Origin of the sequence: Vibrio sp. Isolate24 (genome assembly GCF_022398215.1) — a bacterium.
Classification (GTDB): domain Bacteria; phylum Pseudomonadota; class Gammaproteobacteria; order Enterobacterales; family Vibrionaceae; genus Vibrio; species Vibrio coralliilyticus_A.
In genome coordinates, this window is record NZ_JAKEUU010000003.1 from 513,047 (window position 1) to 535,403 (window position 22,357).

Below are 22,357 nucleotides of genomic sequence, written 5' to 3' on the forward strand. Positions count from 1 at the left end.
CTATATCAGATGTCAAAGGTTGAGTCACATCAACAAGTTTGACGATCTGTGATATTGCGTACATATAGTATGCAACTAAAGCGAAAAGTGGAAGATTTGTATAAATACACTTTCGCGACTACTTTTAAATGAACGTTTGAAACAATTTATAAAAACAATAATAACAGTCGTTGTACGTTTTAAGTTGTGTGAGGCGAAGGTTTATGCATAAAACATATGAAGTGGCGACAACGCCCTCAGCTCAGCTGGCTGCCAGCCAAAAACTGATCATGTTAGTAGACGATGACCCAGTGTTTCGTAATATCACTTGTGGTTTTTTGAAAGCTCAAGGTTACCTAGTCGTAGAAGCTGAAAATGGCTTAGAAGGCCTAAAAAAACTTAGGGATGCTGAACCGGATTTAATTCTGTGTGATCTCTCCATGCCAGTATTGGATGGTATCGAATTTGTTGAAGAAGTGAGCTTGGAATACCCATCGCTTCCTTTGATTGTCGTGTCTGCAACGGATGAAATGTCCGATGTGGCAAAGGCATTACGTTTTGGTATTAAGGATTTCTTACCCAAGCCTATTTCTAATCATCAGCACCTCGCTGGCGCGATTGAAAATACATTGGATGACTCTGATAACCATTTGTGTGATCAGCGTGATTTTGCTAGCCAGTGGTTTCGCGTCGACAGTGGTGACATGCCTGAAGAGCAAGAGCTGCATTGGCATTTAGAATATCTTCAGGATAACCCAATTGCTGCCAAAGACCTTCTGCACGCCTTGTTGCCAGAAAAAGATACTTCTCAAGGCGACTGGAAATGCAGTTATCGCCTGTTGCAATCAACTGATGTTATGCCTCTGGTGTTTGATTATGCGTGGTTAATGAACGGTCAGTTTGCTTTTTACCTTGTTGATTCGGCCAGCGAAGGTCGACACGGTGCGGCAACGACCTTGCTAGTGCGTGCTCTCTTTCATGATTATTTGCGAAATCTAAAATGTTTTAATGCGGATCTCAAAGACATTGCCGACCTTTTAGAGAAAGGGTTAGCCTGTTCAGAGTGTGCAAGCCCTGTTAAAGCTCTCTTTGGCATTGCTGATGTATCGGAAGGCACGCTGTCTATTTTACCCGCTGGTTTGGATGCCCAATGGTCGAATGGGTATTTTTCTCAACACATTCCGGCTGGCGTTAAATTAGGTGATAGTTGTGTGAAAAACTTTATTACGACTGATTTGCCTATACAGTCTGCCTGCCAGCTAACGTTGAGTTGCCTAGGCTCAAGTAGCTTTAGTTTAGATATTTTCCGTGGCGGTAGCGCGTAAGCGCTATCCGACTATTGAGTGTAATGTCGAAATAACCCTTTTTTTGTTCGGTGTTTAAGACCCAGAGATTGATGTATAGTCCGCCAAAACAAAAATGACCCATTGTTTTAACGAAAGTGTAACTAGTGGTCGTAAAATCGTCATTTACATTTGAGAAGTAATCCCATGGCAGACAAAGATTTCAAAGAACCTTATAATATTTTTTACTTTTTAGGTTTTATTGCAGCTCTATTGATTCCAACACTACCTGCGACTCTAACTTGGATTCGAGTAGTCAACGGATATGCGGGCTTCTAACTGAATTCATCGGAGCTTCCCATCAGTATTCAAAGATTTGGCTTAAATATTGTTGGTGGCTTGAGCTTATGCCTAGGCTTCCTAGGCATATTCCTTCCTCTTCTCCCTACGACCCCTTTTATTCTTCTCGCGAGCGCATGCTTTATGCGTAGTAGTCCTGCTTTTCATCGTTGGTTGCATGAGCACAAAACATTTGGCCCCATACTAGATAACTGGCATCAACATGGCGCGGTGACCAGCAAGGTAAAAACACGTGGAGCGCTCTGCATGGTGGCAAGTTTTGTTTTTTCAATTTGGGTTGTGCCACATTTTTGGTTAAAGATCATGCTGGTGGTTATGTTGATTCTTCTATTGACCTGGTTTATTCGTTTGCCTGTGATTGAGTGCCTTGCTGACAAGCAAGAAAATCACTAAGATTGCAGAGAAGTGTGCCCGCTATTCCGAGTGGGCGTTTGTTATTCTAGGCACAGAAAATTTTAGTCAGCTGTTTAATGACCTGATGTGCAAAGAGTCCCTGCTATCGCTTGCCATACAATTACATGACAAGGAACAAGCTTAGCCAATCTAAGAAATGAGTTATGACAACTGAAACAATTTCACAGATCAAATCTAGTATTAAGAGCATCCCTGATTATCCGAAACCAGGCATCCTATTTCGTGATGTGACGAGTTTGATGGAAGATGCATCTGCCTATAAAGCAACGATTCAGCTTTTAGTTGAGAAGTATAAGGACATGGGGTTCACCAAAATTGTGGGTACCGAAGCACGTGGCTTTCTGTTTGGTGCCCCTTTAGCTTTAGAATTAGGACTGGGTTTTGTTCCTGTTCGCAAGCCGGGCAAATTACCACGTGAGACGATGGCTCAGTCGTATGAGCTTGAGTACGGTACAGACGTATTAGAAATCCATACAGATGCGATTTCAGAAGGGGATAAAGTACTCGTTGTCGACGATCTGTTGGCGACAGGTGGGACAATCGAAGCAACGACTAAGTTAATCCGCCAGTTAGGTGGTGTGGTAGAACATGCGGCTTTTGTTATTAACCTGCCTGAAATTGGCGGTGATAAGCGCCTTGAAGGCTTAGGTCTTAATGTGTACAGCATTTGCGAATTTGACGGTCATTAATCGGATATATTCATGAGTTATCTTGCTTTAGCTCGAAAGTGGCGCCCTACAAAATTTAGTGAAGTAGTAGGGCAAAGCCATGTTTTGACGGCGTTAGAAAACGCTTTAGCCCAAAACCGCCTTCATCATGCCTACTTGTTTAGCGGTACTCGAGGTGTTGGTAAAACAACGATAGGTCGATTGTTTGCCAAAGGGCTAAACTGCGAAACGGGTATTACCTCCACCCCTTGTGGCACCTGTGATACCTGTAAAGAGATTGACGAAGGTCGATTTGTTGACTTGCTCGAAATCGATGCTGCGTCCAGAACTAAGGTAGAAGATACTCGTGAATTACTCGATAACGTGCAGTACAAACCTGCACGTGGGCGCTTTAAAGTTTACCTAATCGATGAAGTCCACATGCTCTCGCGCCACAGTTTTAATGCTTTGCTGAAAACACTGGAAGAGCCGCCTGAGTATGTGAAATTCCTTCTGGCCACGACGGATCCACAGAAGCTGCCAGTCACGATTCTTTCTCGTTGTCTGCAGTTTCATCTTAAGCCTATCAGTGTTGATGATATCCATGAGCAACTGGAGCATATCCTAAAACAGGAACAAGTCTCGTTTGAGCCTAGAGCTTTAGGTATGATCGCGCATGCTGCAGACGGCAGTATGCGTGATGCGTTAAGTTTAAGTGATCAGGCGATAGCGTTAGGCAATGGTCAAGTTATAACGGATAGTGTTGCTCATATGTTGGGCACGCTGGATACTGACCAAGCATTACATTTGCTTGAGGCTATCAGTTCTAAGCAACCTCAAGTCGCGATGGATTGCTTATCAGCTCTAGCGCGAAATGGTGTTGAATGGGATGGGCTTCTCCAGCAGTTGGCCACCCAACTACATCGAATGGCAATGTATCAAGCTCTGCCCGCAACGCTGGATAAGGCTCAGCCTGATTCGGAAAAAATAGAGCTTTTAAGCCGAAAATTAACACCGCAGGACGTGCAACTGTATTATCAAATGGCCTTAAAAGGTCGGCAAGATTTGCCTTTAGCACCATCCGAGCGTATCGGCTTAGAAATGGTCGTACTACGAATGATGGCATTCAGACCTTCTTCTCAACCTCAAGTAAAGAATATTTCGGTCGAGGTGGGTTCTTTGCCTGCTAGTACTCCTACTGATGCACATTCACCCCAGTTGTCATCGGCTAAGGCAACTGAAACGATAACGCCAGCTGATACTTATCCGCAGGGTAGGGAAGTACCAGCGCCTTCGGAAGTCATGCCAGAGCAATATCATGCAGAATCTATGGGGAATACGCCGCCCCCTCAGTATGACACTTCTGCGCCTCCTATGCATGAAGAGCCGGTGACGCCACCGATACCACAAAATCAACCAGCGTCACCTATAAGCGGCTTGCGCCATCAGCTTCGTTCTCAGCGCAAAGGTAACCCTCAGGGAAATACGCCAAAAAAGGCTAATGCGACACCTGTAAAAAAATCTGAATCCGTTCTTGACCGTGTTGCTCAGCGACATTCAGGAACTATGCAGGTGTCGCCATTGTCAAACCCTCAATCGGTAGCGACACCTGAACGGGATAAAAACGAACCTTATCAGTGGAAGCCATCACTTCCTCAAGTAGAAAAGCAGGGCAGCGAGTTAACACCAACTCAAATAAAAAAGGCGTTAGAGCATGAAAAAACGCCTGAGATGGCGACCAAACTAGCCGAAGAAAGCCTAGCGAAGAGTGAGTGGGCCAAGCTGATTAGCCAGTTAGATACGGCTAAAATGACTGAGCAACTGGCTTTGAACTCTCATTTTGAAAAACAAGGTTCGTCTATCTCATTAACACTGCGACCTCAGCAAGCACACTTGAACACAGAGCGTGCTCAAAGTGAACTGCTCGAGGCGATAAATGGTGTGTTAGGTGAAGAGTGCCACCTGTCGGTTGAGATAGGTGACGGGGGGGAAACTCCGTTAGAGTTAAGAGAAAAGCTTTACCAAGGACGATTACAACAGGCGTTTGTCAGCCTTGAAAATGACAAGCATGTCCAGTTTATCGCGCAGCGCTTTTCTGCTGAACTGGATAAAGACAGCGTGCGACCAATTTAACACTGGGGTTGAAAATCAGCATTTTCGGCCTCATTTAATAACGAAATAAGCTAACTAACCAGAGAGATAAGCATGTTTGGTAAAGGCGGTATGGGCAATCTAATGAAGCAAGCCCAGCAAATGCAAGAGCGTATGCAAAAGCTTCAAGAAGAAATTGCAAATATGGAAGTGACAGGTGAATCTGGTGCTGGTCTAGTAAAAGTGACCATTACAGGTAGCCACAGCGTTCGTCGTGTTGAAATTGACGAGAGTCTAATGGAAGACGACAAAGAAATGCTAGAAGATCTTATCGCAGCCGCTTTCAACGATGCGGCTCGTCGTGTTGAAGAAACTCAAAAAGAAAAAATGGCTGGCGTGACTGGAGGTATGCAACTACCACCAGGCATGAAAATGCCTTTCTAATCGATAGGGTTAGTTAATGCGCACCAGTCATATGCTGGAGCAATTGATGGAGGCCTTACGTTGTCTGCCTGGGGTTGGTCCCAAGTCAGCTCAACGTATGGCCTTTCATTTGTTACAGCGTGATAGAAAAGGCGGCTTACAACTGGCGGATGCATTGAGTCAAGCGATGACTGAAATCGGCCATTGCAACGAATGTCGTACGTTCACTGAAGAAGAAACGTGCCATATTTGTACTAATCCTAGACGTCAGGAGAATGGACAAATATGCGTGGTTGAAAGCCCAGCTGATATTGCCGCGGTGGAGTCAACCGGGCAGTTCTCAGGTCGCTATTTTGTCCTAATGGGGCACTTGTCGCCTCTTGATGGTATTGGCCCGAGTGATATTGGTCTTGACGTGCTTGATTATCGCCTACGTCGTGGAGATGTGTCTGAAGTGATTTTGGCAACAAACCCTACGGTCGAAGGTGAAGCAACGGCCCACTATATTGCTGAGCTGTGCAAAGAGCATCAGGTTCAGGCAAGCCGAATTGCTCATGGCGTTCCTGTGGGCGGTGAGTTAGAGCTTGTTGATGGAACGACACTGTCACACTCTTTACTTGGTCGACAAAAGCTGTAATTTATATCGTTCCAATAAAAAGCCACTCATTTGAGTGGCTTACTATTATTTCTTTTTCGTATGGAACTGCTCACAAGCGAGCATTGTATTCTCAATGAGGCTTGCGACGGTCATAGGCCCAACACCACCGGGGACCGGTGTAATAAAGCTTGCGCTTTCTTTGGCATTCTCATAATCCACATCGCCAACCAACTTACCTGAGTCAAGTCGGTTGATACCAACATCGATCACAACAGCGCCTTCTTTAATCCAGTTTCCTGGGATAAAGTTAGGTTTGCCGACGGCTACCACAACTACATCAGCTTGACGGACATGGCTTTCGAGATCTTTGGTAAATCTGTGGCAAGTTGTCGTCGTACTGCCGGCCAGTAGAAGCTCAAGCGTCATTGGGCGGCCAACAATGTTCGATGCCCCCACAACAACAGCGTGTTTGCCGCGAAGGTTGATGTTGTAACGATCAAGGAGAGTAATGATACCTTTCGGGGTACAAGAGCGTAGTTTAGGAATACGTTGCGCTAAACGGCCAACGTTATATGGATGGAAGCCGTCAACGTCTTTTTCTGGGTGAATTCGTTCTAGTACATGAGTTGTATCAATACCTGCCGGTAATGGTAACTGCACTAGAATGCCGTCAATCTCGTCATCTGCGTTTAGCTCATCTATTAGAGCAAGTAACTCTTCTTCTGTGGTGGAAGCCGATAAGTCAAAAGATTTTGAAACAAACCCCACTTCTTCACATGCACGACGTTTACTGCCCACGTACACTTGTGAAGCGGGATCTTCGCCAACCAGTACTACTGCTAATCCTGGTGCTCTGAGGCCTGCATTAACACGGGCTTTAACTCGTGCAGCGACTTCCGAACGAACCGTTTGAGAAATAAGTGTTCCATCAATATTTTGAGCAGTCATGTCGTTCCTTTAAATAGAATGGCTATTTAGTTGCGCGCATTGTCGCAAATTATTTGACGAACATCTATAAGCAAACGTTTGCTTTGGGCTGTTTTTAATCAAAATGAAATTCGGTGACCTTTTTTTAGTCATTCAGATCAGAATGTTAATAAAAGACCTTGTTTTAAGAACTCGAACTCGTATAATCCTTTCCCTGTAACGCGCCCTTAGCTCAGTTGGATAGAGCACGTGCCTTCTAAGCATGTGGTCACAGGTTCGAATCCTGTAGGGCGTGCCATTATTAGAAACCCTGATAGCTTAGTTGCTGTCAGGGTTTTGTCGTTTTAGACATTAAATGCGGTTACGCGCGCAAAGCTGTGACAAATGGCTTGAATTCAATCTGTACATAAGCTGAGCTTTTCGGTAGCATTGCGCCCCTTCTATGTAGTTGTATCTAATTGATAAGGCTTGAACACGGTATTTACGTTCAGACATCATGCGCAGTATTCACACCAAAATTAAACCCGAGTTTGAACCTCTATTGTCTGAGCTAGCATTGCATGCGTTGCTTCACTTACGTAGCAACCACTCAGCGAAAGTACTGACACACAAGTCGAGATCCGATATTAACGACATTCTTTCTGCTTGGCTGAATAAAGCAGCGAACAGTAAGAAATATAAGCCTTTCAAGAAAAAAATACGTTCTCTAGTTACCCACGCTCGTTCTCAGCGGCTAGATATGGAAATGATGCTGGGTAATTTGCTTTCTCCCTTAAACGGGGACGAATTACCTCACTTAGACAGTTTCCTCTTGTTAATAAACACAATAGAGAAAGAACTCAATACGACAGTGTTGGTTTCAAGCCCAGAAGAGGTTGATCTCTCGTTTAACCCAAAAGGTTGCTTATTGTGTGTATTATCACAAGACCTTAACGCTCACTTTGATAACCGTAATCGTCTATCTGCGGATATCTCAATGCTTTTTAGAGGCTCACGTGGTGAGAAGCACTCTGTGCTGCGTACTATCTATACATCTGCTATTTTTGAGCACCGTATAGAATATGAAGACGAAGACTTTTTGCGTATTCGCCTAAGCCTTAAGTAGCCTTCTAACAGCCTAAGATTAGACAGACATGGCAACGCTGATTTTGTCTGTGGTTCCCTCTACTTTTTCCGGGGCGTAAAATATAAATTACAGCTTTTGATAAATGAAAAGTTGTGTAATACCTCTCAAGTTCTATTGGCTGTCATAAAAATTTAATCTTCTTGTGTATTGAGAATTTTGTTCAAATTCATCATATTGTAATTAAGATGTAACAAAAACTACGAGGAGAATATATGCAGCATCAAGAAATGATCCAACCTTCTAACTTCGGTGTTATCAGCCGTACCTGTCTTTTTTCACTTGTTGGTATTGTTGGTGTATTTGCACTTATCTAACAAGTCACGTAGAAAGCTAAGCCTTAATAAGTATGTGTTTGCTTACTTCAAAACCATTTGTTAAGGCGGCTTCTATTCTATTTTCTTCTCTGTGATATTGCTTCGGTCACAATATTTTCAGTGGTACTTCTTTGATTGTATCGCACACTGATCGCGAACTAAGACCACTTTGCTCTTCTGATGAAATGTCTGACGAACACCTCCGAACTTATTTTTATATTTGTTAATAGGTTGTGATCTGAATCTGTTTTGTGATCAAATAATCTAAAATTTTCCATCTGCTTCCAAGCCTATTCCTCTCTAAACTAGGGCCAGACATCGTAAGTAATAATTGAAGTGAATGAACGCAAAGATACTTGTTGTAGATGATGATCTAGAAATTCGGGAGCTGTTGGGTGAATACCTAACCAAAGCGGGTTATCAGGTCAACGCCGTGGCGGATGGCGAAGAATTAAAGGCGCACCTTGATCAAGAAGGTTACCCCGATATGGTGCTTCTTGACGTGATGCTACCGGGTGATGATGGCTTTACCTTGTGCCAACACATTCGTCGCGACTCTAATGTACCTATTATTATGCTTACCGCAGTGTCGGACGAAACTGATCAGATCATTGGTCTGGAAATTGGTGCCGATGACTACATTGCCAAGCCATTTAATCCACGTCAGCTCATCGCTCGAATCAAAGCAGTCTTGCGACGAGTTCAAATCAATGAAGAAAAAGGTTCAGACGCTCTACCGAAACAGATTACGTTTGGTGACTGGCAACTTGATACCTTAGCGCACAAAATTACCCATAGTGATACCCAAGAAGAACACGATCTGTCGGGCAGTGACTTTGCACTCTTAATGTTGTTTCTCTCGCGTCCGAATGAAGTTTTAGATCGCGATACGATCTCTTTTGCGACCAGAGGACGAGAGGCACTTCCTTTTGAGCGAGGTATTGACGTCCAGTTGAGTCGCTTGCGTCAGCGTTTGGGTGACAGTGGTAAATACCCGCAATATATTAAAACTATGCGCGGAAATGGCTATATCCTCGCCGTACCAGTCAGTATCGAACATTGATAGATGAACACTCTATTACGTAGGCTAAAACCCAATTCATTGGTCACCCGTACTCTAGGATTAGCGTTATTAGCGGTGATATTAGCGCAGGGTATTGCCACGGCGATATGGTATACCGAGTCGAAGCAAAAAGAGCTGGCGGGTATTCAATCGGCCTCAGAAAGTATGGCGAACATGTTTGCTTCAACCGTGACCTTCTTCCAATCCCTACCGACTCGCTATCGTCATATTGTGCTGGATCAGATTCGTAATATGGGTGGCACGCGTTTCTTTGTATCATTCAACAAAGAAAAGCTGATTGTTGAGCCCATTCCAGATACACAATTAAAAAGAGCCTCTCTTTCTGCGGTGGAATCTGTGCTCAACGACAAACTACCTAAAGTGTCTTCGATATCTGTCGACTTTTCTCATGCGCACAATCTTCGTCTACTAAAGAATGATATCTACCTTAGTGATTTACCCAAATCATGGGCGCATCATACTTTAACATTATCGCCCATTGATCCTCCTGTTCTGGTGGTACAGATTGAGCTTAAAAGCAATGAGTGGGTCTATATTGCGGCGTTACTTCCCGCACCCTATGTGACATTGGATGACACCTTAATTGGCCGAGAGCAGATCCTGTTTATTTTCTTCTCGACGACCTTGTTGCTTGGTCTGACTTATCTGTTAATGCGCCGACAAGTCAAACCCTTAAAGCGTTTAGCAAAAGCGGCCAATGAAATGAGTATGGATATTGATCAGCCGCCATTAGGTGAAGAAGGGGCGAGTGAACTGGTCACCGCGACTCGAGCATTTAATCGTATGCAGCAGCGTATTAGGCGCTATGTGGCTGATAGGGAGCACCTGTTTTCGTCCATATCCCATGATCTCAAAACGCCGATCACTCGATTACGTTTAAGAGCTGAGCTGCTCGATGACGACAAAAAACGTCATAAATTCAATCAGGACTTAGATGAGCTTGAGATGATGGTCAAAGGGGCACTTCAATGTGTGAAAGACACCGATTTACACGAGAACAACGCCTTTATTGATCTCAATGCCATGATTCGGTCGGTAATCGAGCCGATGAACTTTAAGCGTGATTGTGTCACTTTTACTCCAATCGAAATGGAACCTATGGTGGCTAAGCCCTTAGCCATTAAGCGAGTGTTGACCAATTTAATCGATAATGCGGTTAAATATGGAGATAGTGCCACTGTGTCGATTGAAGTGACGGATGAATGGATTTCCGTCTCGATTGACGATGTTGGACCGGGCATACCAAGTGATAAGCTCGAAGCCGTTTTTGAGCCGTATTTTCGCTTAGCTTCTGATGACCAAGGCCACGGTTTAGGCTTAGGTATCTGCCGTAACATTCTGCATGGGCATGGTGGAGATCTCATTATTAGCAATCGTCCACAAGGCGGTTTAAGAGCGCAACTCTTTATTCCACCGACACTTGAAGTTTAATGTAACATCGTTGTTACATTCCTATTACGATTTGTTTCAATCTAATCTGTGCAAATCTATACACTCATTTTCGAACACATGAAACAGGGGCTTTTTCGCTGTCAGCCCTGTGTCTAATCCAATACATGGAAGATAATAATGAAAATGAATAAAACCCTACTTACCTTATCCCTTCTATCAGCGGCTTCTATGACTCAAGCGGGTGAAGTTGAAGTGCTTCACTGGTGGACTTCGGGTGGCGAAGCTAAATCCATTTCTGTTCTGAAAGACATGTTGGAAGAGCAAGGCCACAGCTGGAAAGATTTTGCGGTTGCTGGTGGCGGTGGTGAAAGTGCGATGACGGTACTGAAAACTCGCGCGGTGTCAGGCAACCCACCTTCAGCAGCGCAGATCAAGGGTCACGACATCCAAGAGTGGGGTGGTCTGGGCTTCCTGACCAACCTAGATGACGTTGCAGAAAAAGGTAACTGGGATGGCGTTGTACCAAAAATGGTGACCGACGTCATGAAGTGGGACGGTGATTTTGTGGCTGTGCCAGTCAACGTTCACCGTGTGAACTGGCTTTGGGCAAACCCAGCGGTATTTGAAAAAGCGGGTGCAAAAGTCCCAACGACCTTGGATGAGTTTTTTGTCGCAGGTGACAAAATTAAAGCAGCTGGTTTAATCCCGTTGGCTCACGGCGGTCAGCCATGGCAGGACGCAACCGTGTTTGAAGCGGTGGCGCTTGATGTTCTAGGCAGCGAAGACTACGTCAAAGCCTTTGTTGAGCTGGATATGGATGTTCTCTCTGGCGATAAGATGGTCGAAGTGTTTGCCAAATTCCAGAAAATGCATGATTACATCGACTCGAACTCGCCGGGCCGTGACTGGAACGTTGCGACTTCTATGGTGATCAATGGTGAAGCAGCTATGCAAATCATGGGTGACTGGGCGAAAGGCGAATTCTCAGCAGCCGGCAAAGTGGCAGGTAAAGATTATGTCTGTGTACCAGCTCCGGGTACCGCAGGTCAGTTTACTCATAATGTCGACAGTTTTGCTTTCTTTGAGCTAGGCGAATCAGGCAACCAACAAGCGCAAAAAGCGCTGGCTGCCACTATTCTTGACCCTAAGTTCCAAGAAGTGTTTAACCTGAATAAAGGTTCTATTCCAGTGCGCCTAGATATGGATATGTCGAAGTTTGACAAGTGTGCACTGGATTCAATGGACGAGTTTAAAGCAACGGCGAAATCCGGTGATCTCGTACCAAGTATGGCGCACGGCATGTCAACAACCAGTTACGCTCAAGGTGCGATCTTTGATGTTGTGACTAACTTCTTCAATGACAAAGATGCCAATCCGCAAGACGCTGCGCAGAAATTGGCGAAAGCAGTAAAAGCGGCTATCTAACGGCACTTTATTCTGTCACCCCCAAGGGCAGACAGGCTTGTGGGGAGCCTGCTTGTCCTTTCCTTCTAAGACTTACTTTCAGGGAAAGTGTCACAAGGATTCGTTATGGAGCATGTTTTGACTGGGTCAAAAAGTCAGTCTGTCTATAAGCCAAGCTTTGCTGACAGGCTACAAACCTGGCTGCCGAAGATCGTATTAGCACCGACCATGTTGGTTACTGTGGTGTGTATTTACGGTTACATCTTCTGGACTGCCGCACTATCTATGACCAACTCTCGATTTCTACCTAGCTTTAATTTTGTCGGTTTTACCCAGTACGAAAAGCTAATGGATAACGACCGTTGGATCACTTCGATTTCAAACTTGGGCATTTTTGGCCTGCTGTTTATGTTGATCGCAATCGGCTTAGGTGTCGGTCTAGCAATATTGTTAGATCAAAATATTCGTCAGGAAGGGGCGATTCGTACTATTTATCTCTACCCGATGGCGTTGTCTTTCATTGTCACGGGTACGGCTTGGAAATGGATTCTAAACCCAGGTCTGGGCATCGAGAAACTGATGCACGACTGGGGATTTACAGACTTCAAATTCGACTGGTTGGTAGACTCTGATATGGCGGTTTACACGTTAGTCATCGCTGCAGTATGGCAATCTTCCGGTTTTGTAATGGCGATGTTCCTCGCGGGCCTCCGTGGTATCGATTCATCGATCATCAAAGCTGCTCAAATAGATGGTGCTAATCTGCCGACGATTTACGTGAAAATTATTCTACCTTGCCTAAGGCCTGTGTTTTTCAGCGCGGTAATCATTACTTCGCATATTGCGATTAAGAGTTTTGATTTAGTGACCGCAATGACGGCTGGGGGGCCAGGTTATTCCTCAGACCTACCAGCATTGTTTATGTATGCCCATTCATTTACGCGTGGTCAGATTGGCCTTGGTGCTGCCAGTGCCATGATGATGCTAGCCGGAATTCTTGCCATTCTGGTGCCGTATTTGTATTCCGAACTTAGGGAGAAAAAATCATGACCAATAACATGAATTTTGCTCGCCTATTCATTTACTCAGCGCTGGTTTTCTTCTGTCTGGTTTACTTGATGCCACTGTTTGTCATGGTCATCACGTCATTCAAAACCTTACCAGATATCAAAGCGGGGAATTTGATGAGCTTACCCAAAGAGTGGGTGTTTGATGCTTGGTATAAAGCTTGGGACGGAGCTTGCACCGGAGTTAAATGTGAAGGTGTGAAAGGTTATTTCTGGAACTCTTTCCAGATGGTAATACCTGCTGTTGCGATCTCAACCTTACTTGGCGCTTTTAATGGCTACGTTGTGACTAAGTGGCAGTTCCGTGGTTCGAATCTCTTCTTTAGCTTGCTGCTGTTTGGCTGCTTTATCCCATTTCAGGTCATCTTGCTGCCTATGGCGGCGGTACTAGGTAAGTTGGGTCTAGCTAATACCACTGCGGGCTTGGTGACCGTTCACGTTATCTACGGTATGGCCTTTACGACATTGTTCTTCCGCAACTTCTACATCAGCATTCCTGATGAGCTGATCAAAGCAGCGAAGCTGGATGGGGCGGGGTTCTTTACCATCTTCTTCAAAATCCTGCTGCCACTTTCAACGCCAATTATTATGGTGACTGTGATTTGGCAGTTCACATCAATCTGGAACGACTTCTTGTTTGGTGTGGTGTATTCAGGGTCGGACACACAGCCGATTACGGTAGCACTTAACAACTTGGTGAATACCAGCACAGGTGTGAAGGAATACAACGTGGATATGGCCGCGGCCATCATCGCCGCTCTACCGACGTTGCTGGTTTACGTGCTGGCAGGAAAATATTTTGTTCGTGGCCTGACCGCCGGATCAGTAAAAGGATAATCATAATGGCAACTTTAGAACTCAAACAGATCCGTAAAACCTACCCAAAAGCGGAACAGGAAACCCTTAAGGGAATCGATATCAGTATTGACTCGGGGGAGTTTCTGATTTTGGTTGGCCCATCGGGCTGTGGTAAATCAACCTTGATGAATACCATTGCTGGCCTAGAGGGTATCAGTTCAGGTGAGATCGTGATCGATGGCCGTGATGTCTCAGTCGTGGAGCCAAAAGATCGTGATATTGCGATGGTTTTCCAGTCATACGCTTTGTACCCGAACATGACGGTGCGTGGCAACATCGCGTTTGGCCTTAAGATCCGTAAAATGCCTGACGCTGAGATTGATGCTGAAGTGCAGCGTGTTGCCGAGATGCTACAAATCGACCATCTTCTTGACCGTAAGCCATCACAGTTATCAGGCGGTCAGCGTCAACGTGTGGCGATGGGAAGAGCGTTAGCGCGTCGACCTAAGTTATATCTGTTTGATGAACCATTATCGAATCTGGACGCAAAACTCCGTGTTGAAATGCGCCATCAGATCAAACGCCTTCATCAACAACTCAATACCACCATTGTTTATGTCACTCATGACCAGATTGAAGCCATGACCTTGGCTGATCGCATTGCTGTTATGAAAGATGGTGAGTTGCAGCAACTGGGCACACCTCAGGAAATCTACAATACGCCCAACAATATGTTTGTTGCCGGTTTTATGGGATCACCATCGATGAACTTTATTAAGACCATGGTCGATCTTGATGATGAGCAGCAGCCAGTGATTAAAGTTAAAGGTGGTAACGATCAGGAACACCATATCCGTTTACCTAACTCAATGCGTGAGCAAGATGGTAAGGAAGTTGTGATTGGTTTACGCCCAGAGCACATTACAGAAAAAGAAAATGAGGAATCGAGCGCTACCACGCAACTTGATCTGCAACTTGAGGTTCTGGAACCCACTGGGCCAGATACTATCGCGATGATTAAGGTCAACGATCAGGAGGTGGCATGCCGATTGTCTCCGGAGTTTGATGCTCGTGTTGGTCAGGTTGCTCCCCTGCATTTTGATCTGTCAAAAGCGGTATTCTTTGATGCGCAAACAGAACAAAGGATAGAGTTCCATTGATAAGATTGAACACACTCCCAACCAGTACGGGGGAGAATCGGACTGGCTTGCTGTCCGAGTTGGGAGCGTGTTCTCCCCTAATTTGGCTAGATAAATTTTTAACAAAAGTGTCAATAGTAACTATGCTTAAAGCATCAACATGAATATTCAATTCATGTATGTATTGAGAGTGGGAGTCAGTCTCGTCTCCTTGCTGACTCTCATGTCTCATCTAATAAAAATGGCAGCGCTTGGCTGCCATTTGTTTTTATAATATTTGCTTGATGTTAAATATGTGTAAACTGACACATTTGATTGTTATGAATGTGTCATATCCCACCCATTTTGAGCTGATGAAATCAGCCTTAATTGCTTTGATGTGGAAATTTGTGTCTAAGTATTTGAAAAATAATCATTAAATAAACAAAGCTAAGTTGGCTTGGTTATTGCCCTTATAAATATATCAACACCCAGTGATGGGGTTGTTCTATTAACAAGGAGAAAAACAATGCTAAAGCCTTTGACCCTACTATCTGCCTCCATTCTTGCTGTAACTAGTTTTAACGCTGCTGCGAACTGTGACCCTGGTGAAACCGTGATTAAGTTCAGCCATGTGACGAATACAGATAAACACCCTAAAGGTATTGCGGCTTCACTACTGGAAAAACGTGTTAACGAAGAGATGAATGGAAAAGTGTGTATGCAGGTTTTCCCGAACTCGACGCTTTACGATGACAATAAAGTGCTGGAAGCGCTTCTAAACGGTGACGTGCAACTTGCTGCCCCTTCTCTTTCTAAGTTTGAAAAGTTCACGAAGAAATACCGTATCTTTGACTTACCATTTTTGTTTGAAGATGTGGCTGCGGTTGATCGATTCCAAAACTCAGAATCTGGTGAGAAGCTAAAAAATGCAATGAAGCGTCGTGGCCTACAAGGTCTGGCCTTCTGGCATAATGGCATGAAGCAAATGTCGGCAAACAAGCCTCTTTTGACGCCTGAAGACGCAAAAGGTCTTAAATTCCGTGTTCAAGCGTCTGATGTATTGGTGGCGCAGTTCGAGCAACTTGGCGCAAACCCACAGAAGATGTCGTTTAAAGAAGTGTATGGCGGTCTACAAACTAAGGTTATTGATGGTCAAGAAAACACTTGGTCAAACATCTACGGTAAGAAGTTCTTTGAAGTTCAGGACGGCATTACAGAAACCAACCACGGTATCCTTGATTACCTTGTGGTTACCTCGAACGACTTCTGGAAAAATCTACCCGCGGATCAGCGTGAGCAATTGAATACCATTATTCAGGAAGTCACCGCTCAGCGTAATGCTGAATCCACAAAAGTGAATCTAGCGAATAAGAATAACATTATCGAAGCGGGGGGTGAGGTTCGTTCGCTAACGCCTGAGCAGCGTCAGCAATGGGTTACTGCGTTGCAACCTGTTTGGAAGAAGTTTGAAAAAGACATAGGTTCTGATCTGATCGAAGCGGCACTGGCCTCGAACCAGTAATCTCATAATAAAAACATCCATGACTATTGGCCCTCTGAATCGGGAGGAGGGCCTTTTTTCCTTTCCATACCTGTGAGGTTATGCCAACAGGTGATTAAAGCGATGTAACTATGGAACAGTCAATTTTTGCCAGAATAGGAAAGGTGACAGATGCTATCGAGGAAACGCTGATTGCGTTTTTCTTGGGAGCAATGACACTGCTGACCTTTGCTAATGTGATTTTTCGATATGTCTTTAATGACAATATTCTTTGGGCTCTTGAGCTCACCGTTTTCCTTTTTGCCTGGATGGTGCTTGTTGGTGCATCTTATGGTGTGAAAAAACACTTTCATATCGGTGTTGATGTCATTATCAACATGGCACCAGACCAACTGCGTAAAGTCTACGCGCTACTTGCCGCAGCTTGCTGTCTTACCTTCTCAATACTTCTTTTGATCGGTTCGTGGAACTACTGGTATCCGTTTGTTACAGAGCGTGCTTGGTATGAGACGGATGATATTCCCATGCCTGAAATGTTGCAGTTCCTGGCTGACTGGCTGAACGAAGGAGAGCGTTATGAAAAGTTGCCACGCTTTATTCCTTATATGGCGCTGCCGATTGGCATGGCACTGATGACATTCCGTTTTATTCAAATCACCGTACAAATCGCAATCGGTAAATTAGACCGTTTGATTGCAGGTCATGAAGCAGAAGAAGAACTTGAGGCGCTGAAAGAAGAGCTCAAAGACGCTGGTGAAGCGATGGAGCCCAAGCAAACCAATGATAAGAGCAAGGAGAGCTAAGCCATGGATATTCTGTTTTTATTCGTAATGGTGGTTGGCTTTATGCTGATTGGTGTGCCAATCGCTGTATCGCTTGGCCTATCGAGTATCCTGTTTTTGATGATGCACTCTGACGCTTCTTTAGCCTCGGTAGCGCAAACCCTGTTCAACGCATTTGCAGGTCACTATACCTTACTCGCTATTCCATTCTTTATTTTGGCATCAAGCTTTATGTCGACTGGTGGTGTGGCTAAGCGAATTATTCGTTTTGCTATTGCAATGGTCGGCTGGTTCCGTGGCGGATTGGCGATGGCTTCTGTCGTTGCATGTATGATGTTCGCCGCCTTGTCTGGTTCATCACCAGCCACGGTTGTCGCCATCGGTAGTATCGTTATCGCAGGTATGATCAAAAACGGTTACTCCAAAGACTTTGCCGCTGGGGTAATTTGTAACGCGGGTACGCTAGGGATCTTGATCCCACCGTCAATCGTTATGGTTGTATACGCCGCTGCGACGGACGTGTCAGTTGGGCGTATGTTCCTCGGCGGTGTCATTCCAGGTCTTTTGGCGGGTGTGATGCTGATGATCGCTATCTATATTGCAGCGCGGGTAAAAAATCTGCCGAAACAGCCATTTGTTGGCTGGGGCGAAATGTTCGCAGCAGCGAAAGATGCGAGCTGGGGGCTATTGCTAGTAGTGATCATCCTAGGCGGTATCTATGGCGGCATCTTTACCCCAACAGAGGCGGCAGCCGTAGCGGCGGTATACTCGTTCCTGATTGCAAACTTTATTTACAAAGACATGGGCCCATTTGCCGATAAAAACAATCGCAAACCGGTCGTCGTAAAAGTCTTCCAAGCGTTTGTCCATAAAGATACTAAACATACGCTTTATGATGCCGGTAAACTGACCATTATGCTGCTGTTTATCATTGCTAATGCCCTGATTCTTAAGCATGTACTAACAGAAGAGCGCATCCCGCAGATGATTACCGAGTCGATGTTATCTGCTGGCCTTGGGCCGATCACTTTCCTCATTGTGGTTAACGTTTTGCTTCTGATTGGTGGTCAGTTTATGGAGCCATCGGGCCTGCTGATCATTGTTGCTCCGTTAGTATTCCCCATCGCTATTGCATTGGGTATCGACCCAATTCACCTTGGTATCATGATGGTTGTGAACATGGAAATTGGGATGATCACACCACCTGTCGGGCTCAATTTATTTGTGACGGCTGGGGTCGCTAAGATGTCGATGATGCAGGTGGTCAAGGCTGCGCTCCCTTGGGTCGCGGTAATGTTCTTGTTCCTCATTATTGTTACTTACGTGCCATGGGTGTCAACTTGGCTGCCTACAACATTGATGGGACCGGAAATCATTACTAAATGATTTAATGGCTACCGAGAGCCTCACCAGATGGTGAGGCTTTTTTATGCTTTCCACTAACCAGTCTATAGTTATAGGGAGCCGTTACTGTCGAAGTAGCGCTGTTCTTTACCGTGATATGAGTGAGGCCGTTATGGAAATGCACCAACACTCTATGCCAGATTTGTTTCGACAACTTGGGTTAGATAGCTCCGAAGAGAGTATTCGGGATTTCGTGAATAATCACAGCGGGTTGGTAGTTGGCACGGCGTTATATGAAGCGTTTTTCTGGTCACCGTCTCAGGCTACGTTTTTAAAAGAAGCGATAGAAGAAGATGCTGACTGGGCGGAAGTTGTCGACCAGCTTGATGCCATGCTGAGAGGTTAGAAAGTAAAAGCCAGCACTTGGTGCTGGCTGTTACTTCGTAACTAGTTAATCCGATTTATAGTTGGCTTTATCTAATCCGTAGCGCTGCATTTTGTCATACAGTGTTTTTCTCGCCAAACTCAGTTTATCCATGGTTTGTTTAATGCTTCCTCCCGATTCAAGCAAGGCTTGCTCTATGACACTTCGCTCGAACTCAGCGACTTGTTCCGCCAGTGAGTGTGACTGAGAGCTTTGCTCTGTATTTTCTCCAAATTGAGTCAGCTTACCCAGCAAGACAAAACGTTCTGCGGCGTTTCTTAACTCGCGTACATTACCGGGCCAATCGTGGCTCAAGAGCTGGCTTAATGTACTGTTAGGCAGCGCAGGCACCATTTTTCCGTAGCGGGAAGCGGCGACCAGTAAAAAATGATGAAACAAGGTTGTGATGTCTTCCTTACGTTCCCTCAGTGCGGGTAAATCCAGTGTGACGATGTTAAGGCGATAGTAGAGATCTTGGCGAAATTCTCCTTTTTCTGCTGCCTGTTTGAGGTCAATTTTGGTGGCCGCAATGACCCGTATATCGAGCGGGAGTAATTCATTAGAACCGACGCGTTCGATCACTCTTTCTTGAAGCACGCGCAGTAAGCGAATTTGTGCCTGCATCGGCATGGATTCTATCTCATCAAGGAATAGGGTTCCCCCCTGAGCGTGTTCAAACTTACCGATACGCTTAGTTTCAGCACCGGTAAATGCTCCTTTTTCGTGGCCATAGAGTTCACTTTCAATGAGGTTCTCAGGCACTGCGCCACAGTTGATGGCGACAAAGTTCGCGTCGCGTCTTGAACTTTGTTCATGAATCGAACGAGCAACCAGTTCTTTGCCCGTCCCTGTTTCACCGAATAAGAGGATATCGGCGTCGGTATCGGCAATATGAGAAATGGTCTCTCTCAGCATCTGTATAGAGGGCGTGTCACCTATGATCCTTGGGCCGAGAGTCTGGCTCGCTTTGAGGCTGCGTTTGAGATCTTGATTCTCCAAGGTGAGATCACGCTTTTCTAATGCTCGGCGAGTGGTATCAATCAGTCGGTCGATAGGAAAGGGCTTTTCGATAAAATCATAAGCACCATTTCTGAGGGCATTGACCGCCATTGAAATGTCACCATGGCCGGTAATGAGAATCACAGGGACATCTTTATCTTGATGGAGAATCGTTGAGAGTAGGTTCTCTCCTGACAGGCCGGGTAAGCAGATATCGGAAATGACGACTTTGGGTAATCCGTCGCGTTTCATCGCTAGAAGTGCTTCTTCAGCACTGGCAAAAAATTGCGCGGATATTTCCTCTAATTCAAAGCTTTGCTCTATGGCTAAGCGAATGTCGCTTTCGTCATCAATAAAATAGACGTCGTACATCAAGATTCCTTTGCTGTCTCTTTTGGGGCTGAAGTACAAAATGGTAATTGTATGGTAAATCGGGCTCCCCCATAAGGAGAGTCTTCTACCCTTAACTGGCCATTCATTGCTTTAATAATTTGTTGTGAAATGGACAATCCCAGCCCTAATCCATTTTTCTTGGTGGTAAAAAAGGGCTCAAAAAGGTGCTTGGCTTGCTCTTTCTCAATACCTGGGCCGTTGTCATCGATGCAGATGTGTATTTCCGTGTCTGTTTGTTCGGTAGACAACACCACTTTACGCTCATCTTGTTCTTCCACGGCTTGAGCGGCGTTAGTGATCAGATTGATCAAAACCTGTTCCAGCTGAATCGCATTGACCTCAGCCGCTGCTGTGGTGTGATTAAATTGTGTGGCTAATTCTACCCGATAAGATTTTATCTGAGGTGCAACCAGTTCCTTCGCTGATAGCAGGATAGGTTCGATATCGAGAACGCTTTTGTCGCTGGTGTCTGATTTGCGGGTAAAGGATTTTAACTGATTGCTAATTTTTGCCATCCGGTCAGTCAATGCTGAGATGCGCTTTAGGTTGTCATCAACACGATCGAGTTTATTTTTGCCGAGAAAGCGACGGCCGTTATCTGCAAAGCTTCGAATGGCGGCGAGTGGATTATTCAGTTCATGGCTTATACTGGCTGACATCTGACCAAGAACAGCCAGCTTCGCTGCTTGAATTAGCTCGTCTTGTGTTTGGCGTAAAATCTGTTCGGTACGAGACCGTTCCATCACTTCAGCTTGTAACTCTGATGTTCGTTCCAAAACCAAAAACTCTAGCTTTTGCTTGGCTTCAGACTGCAATTGCTCAAACTGTCTTTTTTTCAGGTGTCTCTGATAAGTTAGTTGTAATGTCAAAAACGCAATCACAAACAGCAGAGTTAGTATCAGTGCAAAACTCAAAGTAGACCAAAATACGGTTGTCTTTTCAGTCAGGACACGAATGGTCAGATCAAGCAAAGAAAGTGAGCGGCTAGAGACGATATAATCGCCTTGAATCCAACCAAGAAAACGATTCTCTAGTTCGGACTGGGGCTTATCGAGTTGACCGACCAATCCGAGCGACTGAATGTCTTTATCTAAATACTGCCTGCTGGAGGTGATTTGCTGTCGCTCTGATTCTGAAAGTGTAACTAAACTTTTAAAGAGCCATTGGGGATTACTCGACATGAAAATGACATCGTAGCTATCGGTAGCAACAAAAGTGTTTTGCTTACTTTTCCAATTTTCTTCGATTGCAGACAGGTCCATCTTAACGACGATGACGCCTGCAATTTCACCCGCGTAAACTACGGGGAAAGAGTAGTAATAGCCTCTTTGTCCTGACGTTGAGCCAAGCGCGAAATATTGGCTGGAATGACCCTTTACGGCTTCAGAAAAATAGGGTCGCCAAGCGAAGTTTTTGCCAATAAAAGAACGATCTAAATTCCAGTTACTCGCCGCGATGGTGTTACCGACTCGATCAATCAGATAAGTGTCTGACGCCTGGATGATGTTATTGACGTTTTCCAGATAACGATTGGTGATGTCTAGTTGAGCCGGATTGTCAGGCTGCATTAAGGCCGAAATCAACTCTGTATCTTTAGCCAGTAACTGGGGGAGGTGAGCGTACTTATCCAGTCTTGAGGCAATGTGGCTAGCGAATCGGTCGAGCTGAGCTTGGTGTTCGTCTAACAAAGATTGATAGTGGTAATTCCACACCCATTGTGAACCGATGACAAGACAGAGTAGGTAAAGAATCAACAGGTAGGCGTTTGCCCGACGAAAAGGTGACATTACATTCCCTGTAGCAGTGGTGCGACCGATAGCTTAGAGTAATGTTTTTTGTTACAGGTGTGTTTAGTTATGTAACGAAAATGAGGAACAAAACCGGAC

Annotated in this window: 20 protein-coding genes and 1 tRNA gene; 18 read left to right on the plus strand and 3 right to left on the minus strand. The window is 45.0% G+C overall.

The features are described 5' to 3' along the window. The first annotated feature begins 203 nt into the window (after nucleotides 1-203). The 6 genes from L1D23_RS15065 to recR all read left to right on the plus strand — a co-directional run bounded on the left by L1D23_RS15065 (nucleotide 204) and on the right by recR (nucleotide 5,834). Nucleotides 204-1,304, plus strand: coding sequence for a response regulator (locus tag L1D23_RS15065; protein WP_239867698.1), 1,101 nt, complete (start codon nucleotides 204-206; stop codon nucleotides 1,302-1,304). A gap of 345 nt (nucleotides 1,305-1,649) precedes the next feature. Next, nucleotides 1,650-2,015 carry a YbaN family protein gene (locus tag L1D23_RS15070; RefSeq protein WP_239836913.1) on the plus strand — a complete coding sequence of 122 codons (366 nt, stop codon included), beginning with the start codon at nucleotides 1,650-1,652 and terminating at the stop codon, nucleotides 2,013-2,015. Nucleotides 2,016-2,179: 164 nt separating this feature from the next. Then, a complete protein-coding gene (apt, locus tag L1D23_RS15075; RefSeq protein WP_239836847.1) occupies nucleotides 2,180-2,725 on the plus strand; it encodes an adenine phosphoribosyltransferase in 546 nt (181 codons plus the stop codon). 12 nt (nucleotides 2,726-2,737) lie between these two features. Then, nucleotides 2,738-4,816, plus strand: a complete 2,079-nt coding sequence (gene dnaX / locus L1D23_RS15080; protein WP_239867701.1) for a DNA polymerase III subunit gamma/tau — start codon at nucleotides 2,738-2,740, stop codon at nucleotides 4,814-4,816. 72 nt (nucleotides 4,817-4,888) lie between these two features. Further along, a complete protein-coding gene (locus L1D23_RS15085; protein WP_006959389.1) occupies nucleotides 4,889-5,218 on the plus strand; it encodes a YbaB/EbfC family nucleoid-associated protein in 330 nt (109 codons plus the stop codon). A 16-nt stretch (nucleotides 5,219-5,234) separates the two neighbouring features. Then, nucleotides 5,235-5,834, plus strand: a complete 600-nt coding sequence (recR, locus tag L1D23_RS15090; protein ID WP_239867703.1) for a recombination mediator RecR — start codon at nucleotides 5,235-5,237, stop codon at nucleotides 5,832-5,834. Between the two features lie 45 nt (nucleotides 5,835-5,879). On the opposite strand, the gene folD is transcribed toward recR, so the two are convergent. Beyond that, the gene (gene folD, locus L1D23_RS15095) at nucleotides 5,880-6,743 is read right to left on the minus strand and encodes a bifunctional methylenetetrahydrofolate dehydrogenase/methenyltetrahydrofolate cyclohydrolase FolD (protein WP_239867706.1); all 864 of its coding nucleotides are present in this window, start codon (nucleotides 6,741-6,743) and stop codon (nucleotides 5,880-5,882) included. Between the two features lie 200 nt (nucleotides 6,744-6,943). Between folD and L1D23_RS15100 the strand changes: the two genes are divergently transcribed. From L1D23_RS15100 to L1D23_RS15155, 12 genes are all read left to right on the plus strand, one after another. After that, a tRNA-Arg gene (locus L1D23_RS15100) sits at nucleotides 6,944-7,020 on the plus strand. 198 nt (nucleotides 7,021-7,218) lie between these two features. Then, entirely contained in the window at nucleotides 7,219-7,827 is a 609-nt protein-coding gene (locus tag L1D23_RS15105; protein ID WP_239867709.1) for a DUF2913 family protein, read from the plus strand. 675 nt (nucleotides 7,828-8,502) lie between these two features. Next, nucleotides 8,503-9,225 carry a response regulator gene (locus tag L1D23_RS15110; RefSeq protein WP_038161029.1) on the plus strand — a complete coding sequence of 241 codons (723 nt, stop codon included), beginning with the start codon at nucleotides 8,503-8,505 and terminating at the stop codon, nucleotides 9,223-9,225. Between the two features lie 3 nt (nucleotides 9,226-9,228). Further along, a complete protein-coding gene (locus L1D23_RS15115; protein ID WP_239867712.1) occupies nucleotides 9,229-10,677 on the plus strand; it encodes an ATP-binding protein in 1,449 nt (482 codons plus the stop codon). Between the two features lie 138 nt (nucleotides 10,678-10,815). Then, nucleotides 10,816-12,063 carry an ABC transporter substrate-binding protein gene (locus L1D23_RS15120; protein WP_006959371.1) on the plus strand — a complete coding sequence of 416 codons (1,248 nt, stop codon included), beginning with the start codon at nucleotides 10,816-10,818 and terminating at the stop codon, nucleotides 12,061-12,063. A gap of 105 nt (nucleotides 12,064-12,168) precedes the next feature. Further along, nucleotides 12,169-13,092: a sugar ABC transporter permease gene (locus tag L1D23_RS15125; protein WP_019277874.1), complete on the plus strand. Its 924-nt coding sequence runs from the start codon at nucleotides 12,169-12,171 to the stop codon at nucleotides 13,090-13,092. After that, nucleotides 13,089-13,946 carry a carbohydrate ABC transporter permease gene (locus L1D23_RS15130; RefSeq protein ID WP_006959367.1) on the plus strand — a complete coding sequence of 286 codons (858 nt, stop codon included), beginning with the start codon at nucleotides 13,089-13,091 and terminating at the stop codon, nucleotides 13,944-13,946. Before L1D23_RS15125 ends, L1D23_RS15130 begins: the two co-directional genes overlap by 4 nt. A gap of 5 nt (nucleotides 13,947-13,951) precedes the next feature. Continuing rightward, complete coding sequence (gene ugpC / locus L1D23_RS15135) at nucleotides 13,952-15,067, plus strand: sn-glycerol-3-phosphate ABC transporter ATP-binding protein UgpC (RefSeq protein WP_152472057.1); 1,116 nt, start codon at nucleotides 13,952-13,954, stop codon at nucleotides 15,065-15,067. 487 nt (nucleotides 15,068-15,554) lie between these two features. Next, a complete protein-coding gene (locus L1D23_RS15140) occupies nucleotides 15,555-16,550 on the plus strand; it encodes a TRAP transporter substrate-binding protein (RefSeq protein WP_239836838.1) in 996 nt (331 codons plus the stop codon). Nucleotides 16,551-16,660: 110 nt separating this feature from the next. Next, nucleotides 16,661-17,332: a TRAP transporter small permease gene (locus L1D23_RS15145; RefSeq protein WP_239867715.1), complete on the plus strand. Its 672-nt coding sequence runs from the start codon at nucleotides 16,661-16,663 to the stop codon at nucleotides 17,330-17,332. Nucleotides 17,333-17,335: 3 nt separating this feature from the next. Then, the gene (locus tag L1D23_RS15150) at nucleotides 17,336-18,697 is read left to right on the plus strand and encodes a TRAP transporter large permease (RefSeq protein WP_239836836.1); all 1,362 of its coding nucleotides are present in this window, start codon (nucleotides 17,336-17,338) and stop codon (nucleotides 18,695-18,697) included. A 130-nt stretch (nucleotides 18,698-18,827) separates the two neighbouring features. Then, nucleotides 18,828-19,061, plus strand: coding sequence for a DUF2789 domain-containing protein (locus L1D23_RS15155; protein ID WP_239836835.1), 234 nt, complete (start codon nucleotides 18,828-18,830; stop codon nucleotides 19,059-19,061). Nucleotides 19,062-19,106: 45 nt separating this feature from the next. Here L1D23_RS15155 and L1D23_RS15160 read toward each other — a convergent pair whose 3' ends face one another. Both L1D23_RS15160 and L1D23_RS15165 read right to left on the minus strand, forming a co-directional pair. Continuing rightward, nucleotides 19,107-20,450: a sigma-54 dependent transcriptional regulator gene (locus L1D23_RS15160; RefSeq protein WP_239867718.1), complete on the minus strand. Its 1,344-nt coding sequence runs from the start codon at nucleotides 20,448-20,450 to the stop codon at nucleotides 19,107-19,109. After that, nucleotides 20,450-22,258, minus strand: a complete 1,809-nt coding sequence (locus tag L1D23_RS15165) for an ATP-binding protein (RefSeq protein WP_239867721.1) — start codon at nucleotides 22,256-22,258, stop codon at nucleotides 20,450-20,452. The genes L1D23_RS15160 and L1D23_RS15165 overlap by 1 nt, the downstream gene beginning before the upstream one ends. Between the last annotated feature and the right edge of the window lie 99 nt (nucleotides 22,259-22,357).